The following is an 18,575-nucleotide window of genomic DNA, read 5'->3' on the forward strand; positions in this document are numbered from 1 at the left end:
GGGGGTGGCAGGGTGTCCAAATGCATCACGTTGACGGCATACTGCTCAATCTTGATCGTTATTAGCGGCTGCGGAACGGCGGGACACGCTTCGTCCACTCCGGATGTTTCTTCGGCACAAGCCGCGACATCGCCGAATAAGCCGGCTGACGTGCAGAAGCGGCGGCCGGACGGCGACCTGCTCAGTCTGAACGAACGGCAGATGGTGCTGTTTTTCAAAGACCTGCTGCAAATTGACCGGAAAGAAGGACTAGGCTTCACACGCGATCAGGCAGAGGAAATGCTTCCGCTTGTTCGGAAAAACAGCATCAGCGGAGAACTGACGCAATCCGATCAAGCCAAGATCGTAGAGATGCTGACGACCGAGCAAAAGCACTATTACGATGAAATCATCAAGCGCCTGCCTCGCCTCGGCATGAACCCGCCGCCGCCTCCTCCCCACGAGCATATCTCCCCGGAGGAGCTCGAGCGCAAAATCGAGGAATTTGAACGGCGGCGTAGAGCGGAACGGGGACAAGAAGCGGAGTCCGCGGCCGACAACACCGGAGGCAGAGATAATAAGGAAGGCAGTCTTGCGCCAAACGGCGGGAAGAGCGTCGAGAAGATGCTGATCGAGCTGCTGGAATCGAAGCTGGCTCCTTAATATTGGCGCACCGGTCAAACTTTTCTGGGAAAGTAAAGCGGATGTATTGAACCCATGTTACGAAAAATATACAATAGAATAATAGAACATGGCTGAAGTACAAGAGAATCTACAATTCGAGATAAGGGAGAAACCGCTGTGGGAAAATTATTAGAAGAAATTATTACATTCAATCGTTCCTTTGTGGAGCAGCAAAAATTCGAGCCGTACTTAACGTCCAAATTTCCGGATAAAAAATTCGTTATCCTCACTTGCATGGATACGCGGTTGATCGAGCTTCTTCCGGCGAGCATGAACATCAAGAATGGAGACGTCAAGATGATCAAATCGGCCGGAGGCGTAGTCTCGACGGCATTCGGAGGGATCATGCGCAGTATCATCGTCGCGATCTATGAGCTGGGTGCAGAAGAAGTACTGGTCATCGGTCATTATGATTGCGGAATGAGCAGCATCAATCCTCAGAAGATGAAGGACAAATTTCTCGAAAGAGGCATTGAAGAGGAGACGTTAACGATCCTCGAGCATTCCGGCCTCCATATCGAACGTTGGCTTCGGGGGTTTGACGACGTATCGGAGAGTATCCGCAGCAGCGTCAGTCTGATTCGAAATCATCCGCTCGTTCCGAAAATCCCGGTTCACGGGCTTGTCATCGACCCGGCTACCGGGCGGCTGGATATCGTCGACGAAGGCTACGAGTAAATGTAACATCCTCACATGAACGAAAAGGACCTCCTGTACAGGAAGTCCTTTTTTTTGCGCCATTTAAACGCGGGCACTGCGGCGATCCACCAGCTTCATGCGGGCGTTATATATTTGGCCGCTGCTCTTCAGCACGAAGCAGAGCTCACCGGGTTTGTAGTCGGCGGACATGTTTTCTTCAAAAAACACCTCGTGTTTCCTGTCCAAACACACGTGAAACGGCTCTTCTTGAACGATGATGTCATGGTTTCCCGGTTCATCCACGAGCCAGAATGTGGGGACGCCGCTGACGGCGCAGCCGCAACCTTCGGAGTCGTACACGAGTTTGACCCATCCGTTCCCGCCGCGTGAAAGTTCGCGCGTGATGTGCTGAACGGCTTCTTCGGAAAAGCGGATATGCATTTCTTTCACACTCCTTTTCAACCTATGATACCGTACTTTTCGTAAATTTGCTTCTATTTTCAAGACGAAGTATCATCAAAGTATATGTTGACGAAAGGGGAATGCCTATGACAACTGCAAATTTGGAGACGAATCGGAGCGAGTTCAAGCAATATCTGAAAAAGATGAAAAGTTATGAGGAAGCCGTCGGGTTGATTTATTGGGATATGCGCACGGGGGCCCCGAAGAAAGGCATCGCACAGCGGTCCGAAGTGGTCGGTGAACTATCGGGCGAGCTGTTCAAGATGTCGGTCTCGGAGCGGATGGGAGCGTTTCTCGACTACTTCAACGATCCGCAGGTGCACGAGAAGCTGGACCGGACGGAGCGAAGAATCGTCAGCGAATGCAAGAAGGAGTACGACCGCAGCAAAAAAATACCTCCGGAAAAGTATCAGGAATACGTCGTGCTGACTTCCCAGTCGGAATCCGCTTGGGAGGACGCGAAACACAATGCGGATTATGCCAGTTTTCAGCCGTTTCTTGAGAAAATCGTGGCCATGAATCATGAGTTCATCGAGCTGTGGGGCTATGAAGGACATAAATACAATACGCTCCTGGATATGTACGAGCCGGGAATGACGGTCGAGAAGCTGGATCAAGTGTTCGGCGCGCTGAGAGAAAAGGCGGTCCCGCTGCTCGCGGCCATCGAAGCATCGACGCACAAACCGGATACGAGCATCCTGAGACAGCAGTTCGATGTTGCCAAGCAGAAGAAATTCAGCCTATACATATTGGAACAGATGGGATACGATTTCGAGGCGGGCCGACTGGATGAAACGGTGCATCCGTTCGCCACGGGACTGAACCCGGGCGACGTGCGGATTACGACCCGCTATTTGCCGGACGACGTCAACAGCGCGCTGTTCGGCACGATTCACGAAGGCGGTCATGCCCTGTATGAACAAAACATTTCGGCGAACTTGATCGGTACGCCGCTCTGCACCGGAACGTCGATGGGTATTCACGAATCGCAATCCCGCTTCTGGGAAAATATGATCGGCCGCAGCCGCCCGTTCTGGAGCCGCTATTTCGGTGATTTACAGCGTAACTACTCCGGGCAGTTCGACGGCGCTACGGTTGAGCAGTTTTACCGCGCTACCAATGAAGTGAAGCCGTCGCTCATCCGGATCGAAGCCGATGAGCTCACGTACAATCTGCACATCATGGTGCGCTATGAGATCGAGAAGGCGCTGTTCAGCGGCGCCGTGAAAGTGGCCGACCTGCCGGAAGTATGGAATGAGAAATACAAGGAATATCTCGGCGTGACGCCGTCCCATAACGGCGAGGGCGTACTGCAGGACGTACACTGGTCCGGCGGGGCGTTCGGATATTTCCCGTCTTACGCGCTCGGCAATATGTACGCGGCCCAGTTCATGCGGACGATCAAGCGGGAGCTCGGCGATTTCGACGGACTCGTCGCGGCGGGCAATCTCCTTCCGATCAAAAACTGGCTGTCCGATAAAATTTACCAATACGGCAAACTGCTCACGCCGTCCGAAATCGTACTGCAGGTAACGGGCGAGGAGCTGAACCCGGATTACCTCGTGGAATATTTGACCGAGAAGTATTCGGATATCTATAAGTTGTAGTCTCAAGACACACAAGCCTTTCTAGGGAAACACATCGCTTAATGCCGTTAAGAACGTGCAAAGCGTTACGTTCCCCAGGAGGGCTTTTTTTTCGTGCATTTCGGTCGGCCGCGCTTTTCGGCCGGCTTTTTGTGCGTCGAAACGGCAATATCGAACACAGCGCGCACGGGAGCGGAAACGTGGACAGGAGCAGGGGGACAGGGGCATGGGAGTCACCAACAGGTGGGCAAATGCATAGACTATCCTAACTATGCGGCAGCTCCCGCGCCGGACAAAGCGGCTGCGGCGGCTGCAGCTCCAAGATATTAACCGTAAATCGGCGATGGAGGGACTGGCCTATGTGGAGAAGGAACTGGAGAAGGCGTCTGGCCGGCACGTTGGCAATAAGCCTTGCTGTGGCAGTGACGCTGACGGGCTGCGGCCCGAAAAACACGGGAGATGTAACGAAGGTGCGGATCGGGGAAGTTACGCGATCGATCTTCTATGCACCGCAGTATGCGGCGATTTCCAAAGGATTTTTCAAAGAAGAGGGTCTGGACATTGAGCTGACGACGACGCCCGGCGGAGACAAAACGATGACCACGCTGCTGTCCGGAGGCATCGATGTGGCGCTCGTCGGCTCCGAAACGTCGATATACGTGTCGCAGCAAGGAAGCGACGATCCAGTCATCAACTTTTCGCAGCTGACGCAAACCGACGGTACGTTTCTCGTGTCACGCAAGCCCGTGCAGGGCAAGTTTGATTGGAATCAGTTGAAGGGCACGACGTTCCTGGGGCAAAGAAAAGGCGGCATGCCGCAAATGGCGGGGGAATTCACGCTGAAAAAATACAACATCAACCCGCAAAAAGATTTGAACCTGATTCAGAACGTCGACTTTGCCAACATCCCGACGGCGTTTGCTTCCGGCACCGGCGAATATGTGCAGCTGTTCGAGCCGCAAGCGACGATGATTGAGAAGCAGGGCAAAGGTTTCGTTATCGCCTCCTTCGGAGTGGAAAGCGGCAAACTGCCTTATACGGTTTTCATGGCGAAGAAAAGTTTTATGGATAAGAACAGCGGCACGATCCAGAAGTTCGCCAATGCCGTGCAAAAGGCGCAAAACTGGGTGCAAAAAAGCAGTGTTGAGGAAATTTCCGATGCGATCGCTCCGTATTTCCAGGATACGGATAAAGACGTCATCCGCAACGTCGTGAAACGATATAAAGATCAAGGCACGTTTGCGACGGACGGCATCGTTGACGAGCAGGAATGGAACAATCTGCAAAACGTGATGGAAGCGGCCGGAGAACTGAAGAAGCGCGCGGATTACAAAGCGCTCGTAAACAACCAATTCGCCGAAAAAGCGAAGCAAAACGTGAAGTGACGTAACAACCACCGGGCGCAAGGGAGGCTGCACAAGCCTTGCGCCTTTTGTTGTCTACACGCACAAGGAGGGATGAAGGTGAATGTGCCTGCGCTGCAACTGGAAGGCGTTTCTCAAGTGTATGTCAGCGCCAAGGGGGCATTTTTGGCGCTGCAAGATGTCGGATTGACCGTGGACAAAGGAGACTTCGTCTCTTTGATCGGGCCGAGCGGCTGCGGCAAAACGACGCTGCTCTCGCTTATTAGCGGACTGATGGCGCCGTCAGCCGGAAAAGTAACGGTGCTCGGCGAAGCGATCGCGAGGCCGACGCCGAATGTAGGATACATGCTGCAGCAAGATTATTTGTTCCCGTGGCGGACCATTTATGAGAACGCATCGCTCGGACTCGAGCTTATGGGACGGTTGAACGATTCGACGAAAACCTATGTCATGGAACTGCTCGGGGAGATGGGGCTGGCAAAGCATGCGGACCGGTATCCGCATCATCTGTCCGGCGGTATGCGGCAGCGAGTGGCTTTGGTACGGACACTGGCGACGGAACCGGAAATATTGCTGCTCGACGAGCCGTTCTCCGCGCTGGATTACCAAACGAAGCTGCAGCTCGAAGATCTCGTCGTGGAGACGCTCAAGATCAGGAACAAGACGGCCGTACTGGTCACCCACGATATTAGCGAAGCGATTGCCATGAGCGACCGGATCGTGATGATGCAGCCGAATCCGGGTCGAATTATGACCGAGGTGGAGGTTCCGGAGGCAATCCGCAAGGCGCTGCCGCTTGATGCCAGAGAACAGGAAGGATTCCACCCGCTGTTCCGCAAGCTATGGGGGTATTTCGAAGAGATCGATGGGAAGGAGGGGGCTTCATATGGATAAACGGGTGATAGAAGAAGAACGGCGCAAGCACGAAAGCGGATCGGCCGAGTTGGCGAGAGCTGCAGCGGAAAAAAACGCAGGCAATCGGTTGGCTGAATCGGTCTTTGCCGATTTTCGCCGAAAAGAACGACGAATGAGCGTCTACGTCCGGATCACACAAATTGTGCTGCTTGTTTTATTTTTGGGGGTATGGGAAGTCGCCGGACGCATGAAATGGATCGACGGTCTGCTGTTCAGCTCCCCGAGCCGCATATTTCAACTGCTGTATACGAAAGTGGCGGACGGCTCGTTGTTCCTTCATATATGGGTGACGGTGCTGGAGACGATCGCCGGCTTTTTGCTCGGCACGCTGCTGGGTACCGCGATTGCCGCATTCATTTGGCTGTCCCCCTTTTTATCCCGCGTGCTGGATCCGTATCTCGTCGTAGCGAACAGCCTGCCGAAGGTCGCGCTGGGCCCGCTCTTTATTGTGGCGCTCGGTCCCGGGCTGCTCTCGATCATCGCGACGACGCTGTCGATCACCGTCATTATTACGATTCTTAACGTATACACGAGCTTTAGAGAAGTCGATCCGAACCAGCAGAAAGTAATTCGCATATTCGGAGGCAGCCGCCGGGCGATTTTTACGAAGGCGATATTGCCGGCGTCCTATCCGACTATCGTATCGACGCTGAAAGTAAACGTCGGTCTAGCCTGGGTCGGCGTCATCGTCGGCGAATTTCTCGTTTCCAAGGAAGGCCTCGGCTATTTGATCATATACGGCTTTCAAGTATTTAACTTCACGCTGGTCATCGGCAGCGTATTTATAATTGCCATCGCCGCCACGCTAATGTATCAGGGGGTTGCTTATTTGGAAGGGAAGTTGATAGGGAAGCGCGATTAATTCTAGAAAACGGAGCGTTCACGGTCAGCCGATATACCGGCTGGCCTTTTTCTGTACGCATCGCTTACAAAAAAGGATGGCTGCGTGTAACCGGCTTTTTTACCAAACCTTTATATTACGAGCAGTTGTCGACAGGAAAGGAAAAAGGTAATATAGGGGACATCGTATCAACAGCACAGCACTGATCTAAAGCGAGGAACTTGCATGGGAATCCGCGTCATCAAAACGGCGGTGGCCGTTATCGTTTCTATTTATATTTGTTATGCCGCAGGGCTATTGTCGCCGCTTTCAGCCGGTCTTCTTGCCATTCTGGGCGTCGATGTGACGAAGAAAAAAGGATTACGCACGTCATTTCAGCGGATCGCCGCTTCACTGCTCGGACTGCTGCTGGCCGCGACGCTTTTTTGGGCGGTAGGGTTTCACGTTTGGGTGATCGGCTTGTACATCCTGCTGCTTTATCCGGTACTCAACCGTCTTCGCCTGAAGGATGGCGTCGTCACAGGCTCGGTTGTCATGTTTCATTTGTTTGCTGCCGGTCGGGTGGAACTCGAGCTTCTACTAAATGAAGTGGCGCTGCTCTTGATCGGATTGGGAACGGCGACGGGAATCAATCTGCTGTACATGCCGAAGGAAGACAAGCAATTGCAGGAATACCGAGAGAAGACGGAGGAGCTGTTTTCTCGCATTTTTGCGGAGATTGCCCTGAACTTGCGCGATACGGAGTACGTGTGGAGCGGCGCGGAGCTGCTGGAAGCCGAAGGCGTGCTGGAAAAAGCGTCGGCATCGGTCCAACGTCTCGGCGAAAACAGTTTGCGCGGCGGCCAGACGCAGTGGGCCGTTTACTTTTATATGCGCAAGCAGCAGATGGATTCGATCGAACGGATGGTGCAGCTCGTCGCGCAAGTGTTTACGACGCTACCGCACGGGGAAAGTTTGGCTGCGGTATTCGAAGCGCTTAGCATCGATGTGAGAATCGCGCATTATACGGGGAGAAGCGAGAGAAAATTGACGGAGCTTGAGTCTGGTTTCAAAACGATGCCGCTGCCTGCGACTCGCGACGAGTTCGAGGTGCGCGCCGCGCTGCTGCAGCTCATAGTGGAACTGAAGGCGTATCTGGCTGTGGCGAAAAGTCAAAAACGTCCCGTAACGGGACGATCATAACGCTGGCAGATGGCTTGATTCTGATAATCTTTTTATTACGCCTTCATATTTGAAAAAAGTTATCACACTAGACGAATGTCCTGCATACAAATGTAATGAATGATTGTATGGAGGAGGTTAACAGGATGTCATTAGATAAAGATTTGCAGTGCAGAGAGATCTATACGAAGGCTGTCTGTGGCAAAGGACGTAAATTTTCGCAAGTAACCAACACAGTAACTCCGCCACACGCTCCGACCAGTATTTTGGGTGCTTGGATTATCAACAACCAATATGATGCGGTGAAGTCGGGAGAAAGTGTGGAAGTAGTAGGTACTTACGACATTAATATTTGGTATTCCTACGACCGGAACACCAAAACGGATGTCGCGAAAGAAACGATTTCTTACGTAGAGGCTGTGCCGTTACACTACCTCGATAAGAAACATAAGTCGTCGACAGCGGAAGTGTCGGCCGTCGCCACTCAAGAACCGAACTGCGTGGAGGCTAACATCTCTTCCCACGGAGATAGCGTAGTGATCCGCGTAGAACGCGAGTTCAAGGTGGAAATGATCGCTGAAACGAAAGTATGCGTAGTGGTGTGCGCAAACGGCTGCGATGACGATGACGACAAACACGTGGACTTCGACAACGAGGGCGACGGCGATTTCGAAGATCTCGATCCGGATCTGCTGGACGATGAACTGAACTGATTTCTTGCTTTCAGTATATGTCGGGCGGTTGCATTTCGGCAGAGGGCGTCAGCCCTCTTTTTTGTGCAAAAAAGTTGTCCCGGTAAAAATGGGCGAAAGGGGATCACTATGCGCGCTTTCCTGCTTCATTCGGGCGAGCCGGCGATGGAGCCGCTGCTTGCGAAACTGCTGTTTCCGCACGGCGCCCAGGTTCCGGAGGAAATAGAGAAGAGCGGAACCATCATTCACTGGGGGGCGTATCATCCCGACCGCGGCCACGCCGAAGTGCTGCAGCCGATCCGAAGCATTTTGCTCGCCCGGAACAAGAAGCGGGCTGCGGAACTGCTCACGCTTCACGGCATCGAATGCGGCTGGGATGAAACCGGCGCAAAACGGTTCGCGGATCGATGGTCCCACGAATTCATCGTGCCCGTGTTTCACTTGCAGGCGCTGACGCTGTTCCATCGGGCCAGCGGCGTGTTTCTTGGTCATAAGACGAAACCCGGCGTTCGCACGCCTGAAGGGGAACCTCGCGAATTTACGGAAATCGGGACGGACCAGCCGAGCTTTTACGCAGCCCGCGCCATGCGGGAGGCGGTGAAGGCGGTGTATGCCCTCGGGCTCGATTACGGCATCGTTCGGTTAGGCGCCCGTTCCGGCGGGGTGGTCGTCGTGCTCGCCGTCGAAGCCGAGCCGAAGCTCACGCCGCGGCTTGTAGGTCTGTTCGCAGACGCGATGAATCGGTTCGACGTGACGCTGTCCGAAGAAGCCGAGCTTGGGCAAAGCGATGTCATGCTCGGCGCGGACCCTGAATTTCTGCTCCTGAATAGCCGGGGCAAGGTGACATTCGCTTCGAATTATGCGGAGAAGGAAGGGGCGTTCGGCTGTGACGCAATTGTGCTTCCGAGCCGGCGCAAAATATTTCCGCTCGCCGAGCTGCGGCCCAAGCCGAGCACTGATATTCGCGAGCTCGTCGTGAATCTGCACCGCACGATGCAGATTGCGGCCAAGCGGATCGGCGACCCGGAAGTGCGCTGGGTGGCCGGCGGCATGCCCGTTCGCGGGTTCCCGCTCGGCGGACACATTCATTTCAGCGGCATCGAGCTGTGCAGCCGTCTGCTGCGCGTCCTCGACAATTACATCGCGCTTCCGCTCACGCTGTTGGAAGACGGGACGACCGGCATGCGCAAGCCGAAGTACGGGTTTCTCGGCGATTTTCGGCGGCAGCGGCACGGCGGTTTCGAGTATCGCGTCCTGCCGAGCTGGATGGTGTCTCCCGACATTGCCAAAGGCGTATTGGCGCTGGCCAAAGTAACGGCCGAGCATTACCGCTTGCTGAACCTTCGGCCGCTTGCCGATGCGGAGGTCCTCAAAGCGTATTACGGCGGCGACAAGGCGCGCATTCGCCCGATGCTGCAATCGTTATGGAAAGATTTGGAGAAAGTTCCCGGCTATGCGAAGTACGAATCGTATTTGCTGCCGCTGCGAAGACGGATGCTGCAAATGCGGCCTTGGAAAGAGCTGGACGATATTCGGCCGAAATGGAAAATTACTCCCTTTACATAGAAAACGGGTGTTCTCCAAAAAATCGTGATATAATGGGATGGCAATGCCTTTGTGCGAACCGGGCCGGGCGCGCCTTGCAGCAAGCGGATAAGCGGATGATGCTTCGTCCTGCCGCAAATGCAGGCTGCCCGGATATGTCAAAGCACGAGCTGCCAACCCCGGTATCCTCATATGAAGGCATATACATAGCAAGGATGAATAAACCTTATATTCTATCTATTTTTTTGTCTGCAAATCTATGAAACCCTCGAGCAAGAGATTCGTAGTTCGATAGGCTCGGTTCGACGGAATGATTGTACGATCGCATGGATTGCTGAACGTCAGCATAAGCGTTGGAGGATGAAGCATGGCCAAATACACGCCGATGATCGAGCAGTACCTTGCCATCAAGGCGGAGGTGCAGGACGCTTTTTTATTTTTCCGTCTTGGCGATTTTTATGAAATGTTTTTCGACGATGCGGTACAGGCGGCGCGGGAGCTGGAGATTACGCTGACCGGCAGGGAGGGCGGAATGGAGGAGCGGATCCCGATGTGCGGGGTGCCCTATCATTCCGCGGAAAACTATGTCGCCCGGTTGGTAGAAAAAGGATACAAGGTAGCGATCTGCGAACAGGTGGAGGATCCTTCCGAAGCGAAAGGCGTCGTACGGCGGGAAGTGGTGCGAATCGTCACGCCGGGAACGGTGATGGACGCCCGCTCTCTCAGCGAGGCGAACAATTATATCGCAGCGGTCGTGCTGTCCGGCGAGGCGTATGGACTGGCTGCGTGCGACATATCGACGGGGGAATTATACGTCACGCGTCTTGATGGTTCATTCGAGCTGCTGCTGGACGAGCTGAACGTGTACAGCCCGTCGGAAATACTCGGCAGCCCGGCGCTGCTGGAGCAAATCCGCAGCGGATCGGCGGCGTGGCTGCGTTCGGCGGTTATGACGCCGAGAGACGGCCGCAAGGCGAATGAAGGCTTGCCGGCCGAAGGTCACTTCTCGGATTCGCAGCTGGCCGGTTTGCCGGAAGGCGGGCGCGAGACGCTATCGCTTCTGATGGGTTACTTGCAGGAGACGCAAAAGCGTTCCCTGTCACATATCAAGCAGATCCGGGTATACGAGCCGACGCAATATATGGTAATGGATCCTTTCAGCCGGCGCAATCTGGAGCTCGTGGAAACGGTCCGCGACCGGTCGAAGAAAGGCTCGCTGCTCTGGCTGCTCGACAAGACGGTGACCGCCATGGGCGGGCGGCTGTTGCGGCGATGGATCGAGAAGCCGCTGATGAACGCAACGCACATTGCGGAGCGGCTCGAAGCGGTGGACCGACTGTACCACCAGCTGATCGTCCGCGACGAGCTTCGAACGTCGCTGAAGGAAGTGTACGACCTGGAGCGGCTCACGGCGCGCATCGCCTACGGCAGCGCAAGCGCGCGCGACCTGGTCGCGCTGATGCGCTCGCTGCAGCAGGTGCCTCTGCTGCAGCAGCTGTGCGAGTCCAGCGGCTCCGCCACGCTGGCGAAGCTGGCGGCACGGATCGATCCGTGCCAGGACTTGATGGCGTCGATCGCGGACGCCATCGTGGACGAGCCCCCCGTCTCCGTCCGGGACGGGGGCATGATCCGGGCGGGCTTCAACGCCCGCCTCGACCAGCTTCGCGAAGCGAGCGCGAACGGCAAGCAGTGGCTCGCGGAGCTGGAGAAGCAGGAGCGGGAGCGGACGGGCATCAAGTCGCTGAAGATCGGCTACAACAAAGTGTTCGGTTACTTTATCGAAGTGACGAAGTCCAACCTGGGGTCGCTGGAGGAAGGAAGGTACGAGCGCAAGCAGACGTTGGCCAACGCGGAGCGGTTCGTCACGCCGGAGCTGAAGGAGAAGGAAGCGCTCATCCTCGAGGCGGAGGAGGGCATGGTCGACCTGGAGCACAAGCTGTTCGTCGAGCTGAGGGACAGGCTGGGTGCGCATATATCGAGACTTCAAACGTTGGCGGAGCTGATCGCAACGGCGGATGTGTACCAGTCGCTTGCGCACGTCAGTGCGGCGAACCGGTTCACAAAGCCGGAGGTCGGCGATTTTTACGAGCTGCAGGTCGAGGAAGGCCGCCATCCGGTCGTGGAAGCGGTGCTCGAAGACAGCGTCTTTATCGCCAACGAAACCGAGCTGTCGCGAGAAGCCGGGAGCATGCTGCTCATCACCGGCCCGAACATGGCGGGAAAAAGCACGTACATGCGCCAAGTTGCGATCATTTGTCTTATGGCGCAGATCGGCTGCTTCGTGCCTGCCAAGCGGGCAAAAGTTCCGCTCATCGACCGCATCTTCACCCGCATCGGCGCAGCGGACGATCTGATCGGCGGTCAAAGCACGTTTATGGTCGAGATGATGGATATCCAGATCATGACCGAGAAAGCGACGTCGCGCAGTTTGGTCATTATCGACGAGCTGGGACGCGGCACTTCGACCGGCGAAGGGATGGCGATCGCGCAGGCGGTCATCGAGTATTTGCATGACCGGATCGGCTGCAAGACGCTCGTATCGACGCATTTTCACGAGTTGGCGCATCTGGAGGAAAGCTTGCGGGATTTGCGCAATTACTGCATGGCGGTCAAGGAAAGCGGCCAGCAGGTTACGTTCTTGAGGCGGTTGATCCGTGGGGCGGCCAGCACGAGCTACGGCATTTACTGCGCGCAAATCGCCGGTCTGCCCGAAGGAATCATCGATCGCTCGTACGAGCTGCTGCACGCTTTTGAAGCGAGAGCGGAATGGCAGCAGGGGCGGCAGGAGACGGCTGCGGCTTCGACCGCATCGAGGCAAGCATCCGCTGAGAATGCCCTTCAAGCGGGCGAGATCGCGACTGCCTCGGAGCCGGAACGGATAAGCGAACCGGGAATCGAATACGGGTCAGCGCCGAGTTCCAACGGCGACGTGCCTCCTGTCGAGCGAGCGGTTCAAAGCTCCGGCCGGCAGCAGGCGGTCGAGCAGCTAAGCCTTTTTGTGCTGGATGACGGAGCAAAGGCCGCTTCTTTGGAAAAACCGGCGAAGAAAGATCCGGCAGCGGACAAAATATTGGGACTGCTCCGCACCGCCGATTTAATGAACATGACGCCGATGACGGCGATGAACTTTTTATACGAACTGAAAAAACAGCTGTCGCAGCAGTAATGAACTTAGAAGAGAAGAGGAACTTACGATGAGTCCAAAAAAATTGCGTTCGACCCGGTTTTGGAAAACAACGGCTGCCAGCTTGTTGTCGATGACGCTGCTGATTCCGGCGGCGTCCCCCGTATGGGCAGCGGAAGCCGCCAGTACGGCCACTGCGGATCAATTAAAGGAAGTGCTTGATCTGTTGGAGAAAAACCATGTTAGCGCGCCTTCCGCCGGTAAGCTTGCCGAGACGGGCATCAAAGCGATGGTCGGCTCGCTGCAAGACCCGTATACGCAATATTTTTCGCCGGAAGAGCTGAAAGGCTTCGAAAACTCGGTGGAAAACCAGTACGTCGGCATCGGCGTGCGGGTCGGCGAAGAACCGGATGCGGTATACGTGGCGGAAGTGTTCGACGGCTCGCCAGCGAAGGAAGCAGGGGTACAGGTCGGCGATAAAATCATTGAAGTCGAAGGCGTGTCGGTGACAGGGAAAAAAGTGAATGACGTGACCGAGAAAATATTAGGCGAAGAAGGCACCGTCGTTTCGATCCGCGTACTGCGTGGAGAAGAAACGAAAGATTTGAAAGTGAAGCGCCAAAGAATACAGCTCCCGACGGTCGTGCGCAAGCTGTTTGAACCGGGGATCGGCTACATTCAAATCGCCAGCTTCTCCAGCGATTCGGACGAGAAGCTGGCTCAAGAGTTGAATGCGCTAAAAGGGCAGGGCATCAAGAGCCTGGTTGTCGATTTGCGCGACAATCCCGGAGGGTTGCTGGATTCGGCTTTGAACATGGTCAAGCTGTTCGTGAAGGAAGGCGTGCTGATTCATACGCGCGACCGCAACAATGTGGATGATCCGGTATCGTTCAAGGACGGAACGACGCAGCCGTTCCCGATTTATTTCCTCGTCAACGAGTACAGCGCCAGCGCCTCCGAAGTTTTGACCGGCGCATTGCAGGACTATGGCGTAATCAAAGTGATCGGTACGAAAACGTATGGCAAAGGCAGCGTGCAAACCTTGTATCCGCTCAAGGCGGGCGGCGCGCTTAAGGTGACCATCGAAGAATATTTGACACCGAAGCTGCGCAAAGTGAACAAAGTGGGGCTGGAGCCGGACCGCAAAGTGGAAGGCGACCTCGCCCAGCTCGTGACGGCGCTTCGGATGGCCGGCAGCGAGTCGTTCGAACTGACGTTCGATCGCAAAGTGTTGACATTGAACGGAGCTTCGATCGTCGAACCGTTCGATGTCATTCGGCAAAACGGCAAAGTGTTCGTACCGGCCCGTTCCACCGCCGCATTGGCAGGCGCGGAAGTGACGTGGAACGACGAGACGCGGTCGGTTGAAATCGTATCGGAGCAAGGGAAAGCCGTGTACGGCTCCGATGCGGCGGAATATTTGAATCAGAACGGCACCGGCTTTGTAGCGATCGACAGCATCGCCGAAGTGTTCGGAAACGTGAAGTGGCAGGACGACGGCAGCAAGCTCACCATTTCGGTAAAAAAGCAATAGAGTAAGGAGCCCGGAATATGGGTAAAATAAACATTTTAGATGAGCATATCGCCAATCAGATCGCGGCGGGCGAAGTGGTGGAAAGACCTTCCTCCGTCGTGAAGGAGCTGGTGGAAAACGCGGTGGATGCGGGGAGCACGCGGATCGACGTGACGATCGAGGAAGGCGGACTCGCGCTGATCCGCGTAGCGGACAACGGATCCGGGATGGACCCGGACGATTGCGAGACCGCGTTTTTCCGGCATGCGACGAGCAAAATCGCGAGCGCCCACGATTTGTTCGCTATCCGGACGCTCGGCTTCCGCGGGGAAGCGCTGCCCAGTATCGCGGCGGTCGCCAAGGTGGAATGCCTGACTTCGCCGGATACGAGCGGACTCGGCACCAAATTCGTCATCGAGGGCGGCAGTGTGAAGGCCAAGGCTGACGCGGCCGTTCCGCGGGGAACGGATATCGCGGTCAGGGAGCTGTTCTACAATACGCCTGCGCGGCTCAAATATATGAAGACGATTCAGACCGAGCTTGGTCACGTCACCGATTATATGTACAGGCTCGCGCTCTCCCATCCGGGGATCGCCTTTACGCTGAAGCATAACGGGAACACGCTCATCCAGACACTCGGGAGCGGCGATCTGCTGCAGGTCATCGCCGGCGTTTACGGCACGGCCGCGGCCAGAAGCATGCTGCCGATCCGCGGGGAGTCGCTCGATTACCGGCTGTCCGGCTATATCGGAAAGCCGGAGCTGACCCGAGCCAACCGCAACGGCATCTCCACCGTCATTAACGGCAGATATATCCGCAATTTTACGGTCGTGAATGCTTTGCTGCAGGGCTATCACACGCTGCTGCCGATCAACCGGTTTCCGCTTGCGGTGCTGCATCTCGAGATGGATCCGACGCTGCTGGACGTCAACGTGCATCCGGCGAAGCTGGAGGTGCGCTTCAGCAAGGAGCCCGAGTTGATGCAGCTCATCGAGCGCGAGGTGCGTTCGGTGCTGGGCGCACAGCGGCTGATTCCGTCGGCGGGGCAGACGGAGCGGCGTCCGCGCGAAGCGGTCGTGCAGGAGCAGCTCGAGCTGTACCGGCCGCAGGACCCGCAAGCGGCTTCGCCTGCGGGGGAAGCCGCCGCAGGGCGAGAGGCGCTGTACGGCGAAGCGCGTTCCGCTTACGCCGCCGGCGATGCGGCCGCTACTTCGCGACGCGAATCGTCGGCGGAGCAGCCGCAGGCCGGCGCCGATGCGCAGCGCGGGCTGCCCGCTTCGCCGCGGCAACCGCAGCCCGAAGCATGGCGCGAGCCGTCTCCGTGGCGCGAGTCGGCCTCGAGCCCGCCGCAGCGGCAGAGCCCGCAAGAATCTGCGCAGCGGCGGCAGGACGAGCGCACGCTGCGCGAGACGGCGGCTGCTTCGGAGGCGCTGCTGCGCACGCTGGCCCCACTGCCTGCGGACGCGCCGCCGGCGCTCCCGGCGTTTCCGAAGCTTCATCCGATTGGGCAGATGCACGGTACATACATCGTTGCGCAGAACGTGGAAGGGTTGTTCCTGATCGATCAGCATGCTGCGCACGAGCGGATCAACTACGAGCATTATTTCGATATGTTCGGCAAGCCGGCGCAAGCGAGCCAGGAGCTGCTCGTACCACTGACGCTGGAATATACATCCATCGAGGCGGTCAAACTGGCCGAGAAGCTGCCGCAGCTGGAGCAGGCCGGCGTGTTTCTGGAGCCGTTCGGCGGTTCATCCTTTCTAGTACGTGCCTACCCGCACTGGCTGCCGAAGGGGGAAGAGCAGGCGCTCGTCGAAGAAATGATCGAATGGCTGCTCTCCGAGAAGAAACAGGTCGACATCGCCAAGCTCCGGGAAAAAGCGGCCATCATGTGCTCCTGCAAGGCTTCGATCAAAGCGAATCAAAAAATCGGCACGCTCGAAATCGAGACGCTGCTCGACCGCCTTGCCGCTTGCCGCAATCCTTACACATGCCCGCATGGCAGACCGATTGTCGTCAGCTTCTCGACCTACGAGCTTGAAAAAATGTTTAAGCGGGTGATGTGATTGTTCGTCACAACCTCCTACGACCCGGGAGAAGAGCAAACCATGGAAGCGAGACGGCTTGCGCTATCGCTCGGAGGCCGGTTCCTCCCGCGCAAGCAAATGACGTTCGCACAGCTTCGTGCACGTTATGGGGATGAAGACATTCTTCTGATTTCCAAAGAACGGATCGAATATCACCATGAACGGCGGCAGCCTTTATTTTTCCATCCGAGCACGGCGGCTGTCCGCGTAAAACGGCTGTTGAACGGAGAACCGGACACGCTGCTTGAACTGGCGGGTGTACGCGCGGGAGATGCCATCGTCGACTGCACGGCCGGGCTCGGTTCCGATTCGATCGTCTTTTCCTTTGCCGTCGGTTCGGAAGGCAGCGTGACAGCGCTGGAAAGCTCGCGGATACCGGCCTTTTTGCTGAAGCAAGGACTTCAGGCCTATAATTCGGAGGTGACCGGCTTGAACGAAGCGATGCGGCGCATCGAGGTCATCTGCATGGACCATTCGGACTATCTCCGCAGCCTGCCAGACCGGAGCGTCGACATCGTCTATTTCGATCCGATGTTCCGCAAGCCGATTACGGAATCCGCGTCGATTCAAGCGATCCGCGGGTTGGCGGACGAACGGGCGCTAACGGCGGAAGCGGTCACCGAGGCGAGGCGGGCGGCCTGCAAAGCGGTCGTCCTGAAGGAACACCGCGACAGTCCGGAGTTCGAACGTCTCGGTTTTGACATGGCCCGCCGTCCCTCGACCAAAATTGCTTACGGAGTGATACGATGCTGACAAAGACGGAGAACGGCAGAACCCCTCTGCTCGTACTGGTCGGACCGACCGCCGTCGGCAAGACGAAACTGAGCCTGGCGTTGGCGGAGGAATATCGTGCGGAAATCATTTCCGGCGATTCGATGCAGGTGTACCGGAAGATGGACATCGGCACGGCCAAGGCAACGCTGGAGGAACGGGCGCGGGTACCGCATCATTTGATCGATATTCATGATCCGGATGAACCATTTTCGGTGGCGGAATTCCAGGAGCGCTGCGCCCGTTTGATCGAGGATATCGCCTCGCGCGGGAAGCTGCCTTTTATCGTCGGGGGCACCGGCCTGTACGTAGAATCGGTATGTTACCGGTATCAATTCAGCGAAAGCGGTTCGGACGAAGCGTTTCGCGAGGAGCAGCGCATATTTGCCGAGACCGAAGGGGCCGAAGCGCTGCATGATCGCCTTCGGCGGATCGACCCCGAGTCGGCGGAACGGCTTCATCCGAACGATCAAAGACGCATTATCCGGGCGCTTGAAATATATCATCTGACCGGTGAAAAGCTGTCCGAGCGTCTGAAGGTACAAAAAAAGGAAACACCTTACGAATTATGTATCGTCGGGTTGACAATGGATAGAGCTTTACTATATAAACGTATTGAAGAACGAATCGATCAAATGGTGGAAGAAGGTTTGGTGGAAGAGGTACGGGCATTGCTTGAGGGTGGCTATACCAAGGACTTGGTCTCCATGCAGGGTCTTGGCTACAAGGAGATCGCCGGATATTTGGAGGGAGCTTATCCCTTGGCGGAAGCCATCGAGATGCTGAAGAAAAGCACGCGGCATTTTGCAAAAAGACAGCTTTCCTGGTTCCGCCACATGGCGGATATCGAGTGGATTGACGTAAGTGAAATGGCAAATATTTCTACCCAACTGGAAAAGATTCGTGCTATAATAGCAGGAAAGCTGACACTTGTCCGTAACTAATACCAAGGGGGCCCATTGATGAACAAATCGATCAATATTCAAGACACTTTTTTGAATCAACTGCGCAAGGACAGCATCCCGGTCACCGTTTATTTGACGAACGGGTTTCAGATTCGCGGTGTGATCCGCGCTTTCGATAATTTTACGATTATCATCGACAGCGAGGGCCGTCAGCAGATGGTTTACAAGCACGCGATCTCGACGTTCACGCCGCAGCGCGCCGTTTCCTTAATGCAGCAGGAGAGCAGCACCGAGTAATCGGGACCGG

The 18,575-nt window shown here is 56.0% G+C and carries 17 protein-coding genes; 16 read left to right on the forward strand and 1 reads right to left on the reverse strand.

Translation table 11 applies throughout. The annotated features are described in order from the left end of the window. Positions 1-12 precede the first annotated feature (12 nt). A complete protein-coding gene (locus ACFQI7_RS12620; RefSeq protein WP_218100505.1) occupies positions 13-642 on the forward strand; it encodes a hypothetical protein in 630 nt (209 codons plus the stop codon). A gap of 138 nt (positions 643-780) precedes the next feature. Next, positions 781-1,341 (forward strand): beta-class carbonic anhydrase, encoded by a 561-nt coding sequence (locus ACFQI7_RS12625; RefSeq protein WP_218100504.1) that lies wholly within the window; start codon positions 781-783, stop codon positions 1,339-1,341. A 63-nt stretch (positions 1,342-1,404) separates the two neighbouring features. On the opposite strand, the gene ACFQI7_RS12630 is transcribed toward ACFQI7_RS12625, so the two are convergent. Then, positions 1,405-1,743: an iron-sulfur cluster biosynthesis family protein gene (locus ACFQI7_RS12630; RefSeq protein ID WP_218100503.1), complete on the reverse strand. Its 339-nt coding sequence runs from the start codon at positions 1,741-1,743 to the stop codon at positions 1,405-1,407. 107 nt (positions 1,744-1,850) lie between these two features. Between ACFQI7_RS12630 and ACFQI7_RS12635 the strand changes: the two genes are divergently transcribed. The 14 genes from ACFQI7_RS12635 to hfq all read left to right on the forward strand — a co-directional run bounded on the left by ACFQI7_RS12635 (position 1,851) and on the right by hfq (position 18,565). After that, positions 1,851-3,371: a carboxypeptidase M32 gene (locus ACFQI7_RS12635; RefSeq protein ID WP_218100502.1), complete on the forward strand. Its 1,521-nt coding sequence runs from the start codon at positions 1,851-1,853 to the stop codon at positions 3,369-3,371. Between the two features lie 93 nt (positions 3,372-3,464). Next, positions 3,465-3,680, forward strand: a complete 216-nt coding sequence (locus ACFQI7_RS12640) for a hypothetical protein (protein WP_218100501.1) — start codon at positions 3,465-3,467, stop codon at positions 3,678-3,680. A gap of 29 nt (positions 3,681-3,709) precedes the next feature. Continuing rightward, complete coding sequence (locus ACFQI7_RS12645; RefSeq protein WP_218100500.1) at positions 3,710-4,735, forward strand: ABC transporter substrate-binding protein; 1,026 nt, start codon at positions 3,710-3,712, stop codon at positions 4,733-4,735. An 84-nt stretch (positions 4,736-4,819) separates the two neighbouring features. Beyond that, positions 4,820-5,608 carry an ABC transporter ATP-binding protein gene (locus tag ACFQI7_RS12650; protein ID WP_377516915.1) on the forward strand — a complete coding sequence of 263 codons (789 nt, stop codon included), beginning with the start codon at positions 4,820-4,822 and terminating at the stop codon, positions 5,606-5,608. Further along, positions 5,601-6,491, forward strand: a complete 891-nt coding sequence (locus ACFQI7_RS12655; RefSeq protein WP_218100498.1) for an ABC transporter permease — start codon at positions 5,601-5,603, stop codon at positions 6,489-6,491. Before ACFQI7_RS12650 ends, ACFQI7_RS12655 begins: the two co-directional genes overlap by 8 nt. Before the next feature lie 204 nt (positions 6,492-6,695). Further along, the gene (locus tag ACFQI7_RS12660; protein ID WP_218100497.1) at positions 6,696-7,652 is read left to right on the forward strand and encodes an aromatic acid exporter family protein; all 957 of its coding nucleotides are present in this window, start codon (positions 6,696-6,698) and stop codon (positions 7,650-7,652) included. A 125-nt stretch (positions 7,653-7,777) separates the two neighbouring features. Continuing rightward, a complete protein-coding gene (locus ACFQI7_RS12665; RefSeq protein WP_218100496.1) occupies positions 7,778-8,344 on the forward strand; it encodes an outer spore coat protein CotE in 567 nt (188 codons plus the stop codon). Between the two features lie 108 nt (positions 8,345-8,452). Further along, positions 8,453-9,889 carry a putative amidoligase domain-containing protein gene (locus tag ACFQI7_RS12670; RefSeq protein WP_218100495.1) on the forward strand — a complete coding sequence of 479 codons (1,437 nt, stop codon included), beginning with the start codon at positions 8,453-8,455 and terminating at the stop codon, positions 9,887-9,889. A 346-nt stretch (positions 9,890-10,235) separates the two neighbouring features. Then, on the forward strand, positions 10,236-13,034 hold the full coding sequence (gene mutS, locus ACFQI7_RS12675) for a DNA mismatch repair protein MutS (protein WP_218100494.1): 2,799 nt from the start codon (positions 10,236-10,238) through the stop codon (positions 13,032-13,034). A 28-nt stretch (positions 13,035-13,062) separates the two neighbouring features. Next, positions 13,063-14,526 carry a S41 family peptidase gene (locus ACFQI7_RS12680; protein WP_218100493.1) on the forward strand — a complete coding sequence of 488 codons (1,464 nt, stop codon included), beginning with the start codon at positions 13,063-13,065 and terminating at the stop codon, positions 14,524-14,526. A gap of 17 nt (positions 14,527-14,543) precedes the next feature. Next, positions 14,544-16,571 (forward strand): DNA mismatch repair endonuclease MutL, encoded by a 2,028-nt coding sequence (gene mutL, locus ACFQI7_RS12685; RefSeq protein ID WP_218100492.1) that lies wholly within the window; start codon positions 14,544-14,546, stop codon positions 16,569-16,571. After that, complete coding sequence (locus ACFQI7_RS12690) at positions 16,572-17,345, forward strand: class I SAM-dependent methyltransferase (RefSeq protein ID WP_218100491.1); 774 nt, start codon at positions 16,572-16,574, stop codon at positions 17,343-17,345. Further along, on the forward strand, positions 17,339-18,307 hold the full coding sequence (gene miaA, locus ACFQI7_RS12695; RefSeq protein ID WP_218100490.1) for a tRNA (adenosine(37)-N6)-dimethylallyltransferase MiaA: 969 nt from the start codon (positions 17,339-17,341) through the stop codon (positions 18,305-18,307). The genes ACFQI7_RS12690 and miaA overlap by 7 nt, the downstream gene beginning before the upstream one ends. 18 nt (positions 18,308-18,325) lie before the next feature. Then, the gene (gene hfq / locus ACFQI7_RS12700) at positions 18,326-18,565 is read left to right on the forward strand and encodes an RNA chaperone Hfq (protein WP_218100489.1); all 240 of its coding nucleotides are present in this window, start codon (positions 18,326-18,328) and stop codon (positions 18,563-18,565) included. The last annotated feature ends 10 nt before the right edge of the window (positions 18,566-18,575 follow it).

The sequence above is a fragment of the Paenibacillus allorhizosphaerae genome (assembly GCF_042659105.1).
Classification (GTDB): domain Bacteria; phylum Bacillota; class Bacilli; order Paenibacillales; family NBRC-103111; genus Paenibacillus_G; species Paenibacillus_G allorhizosphaerae.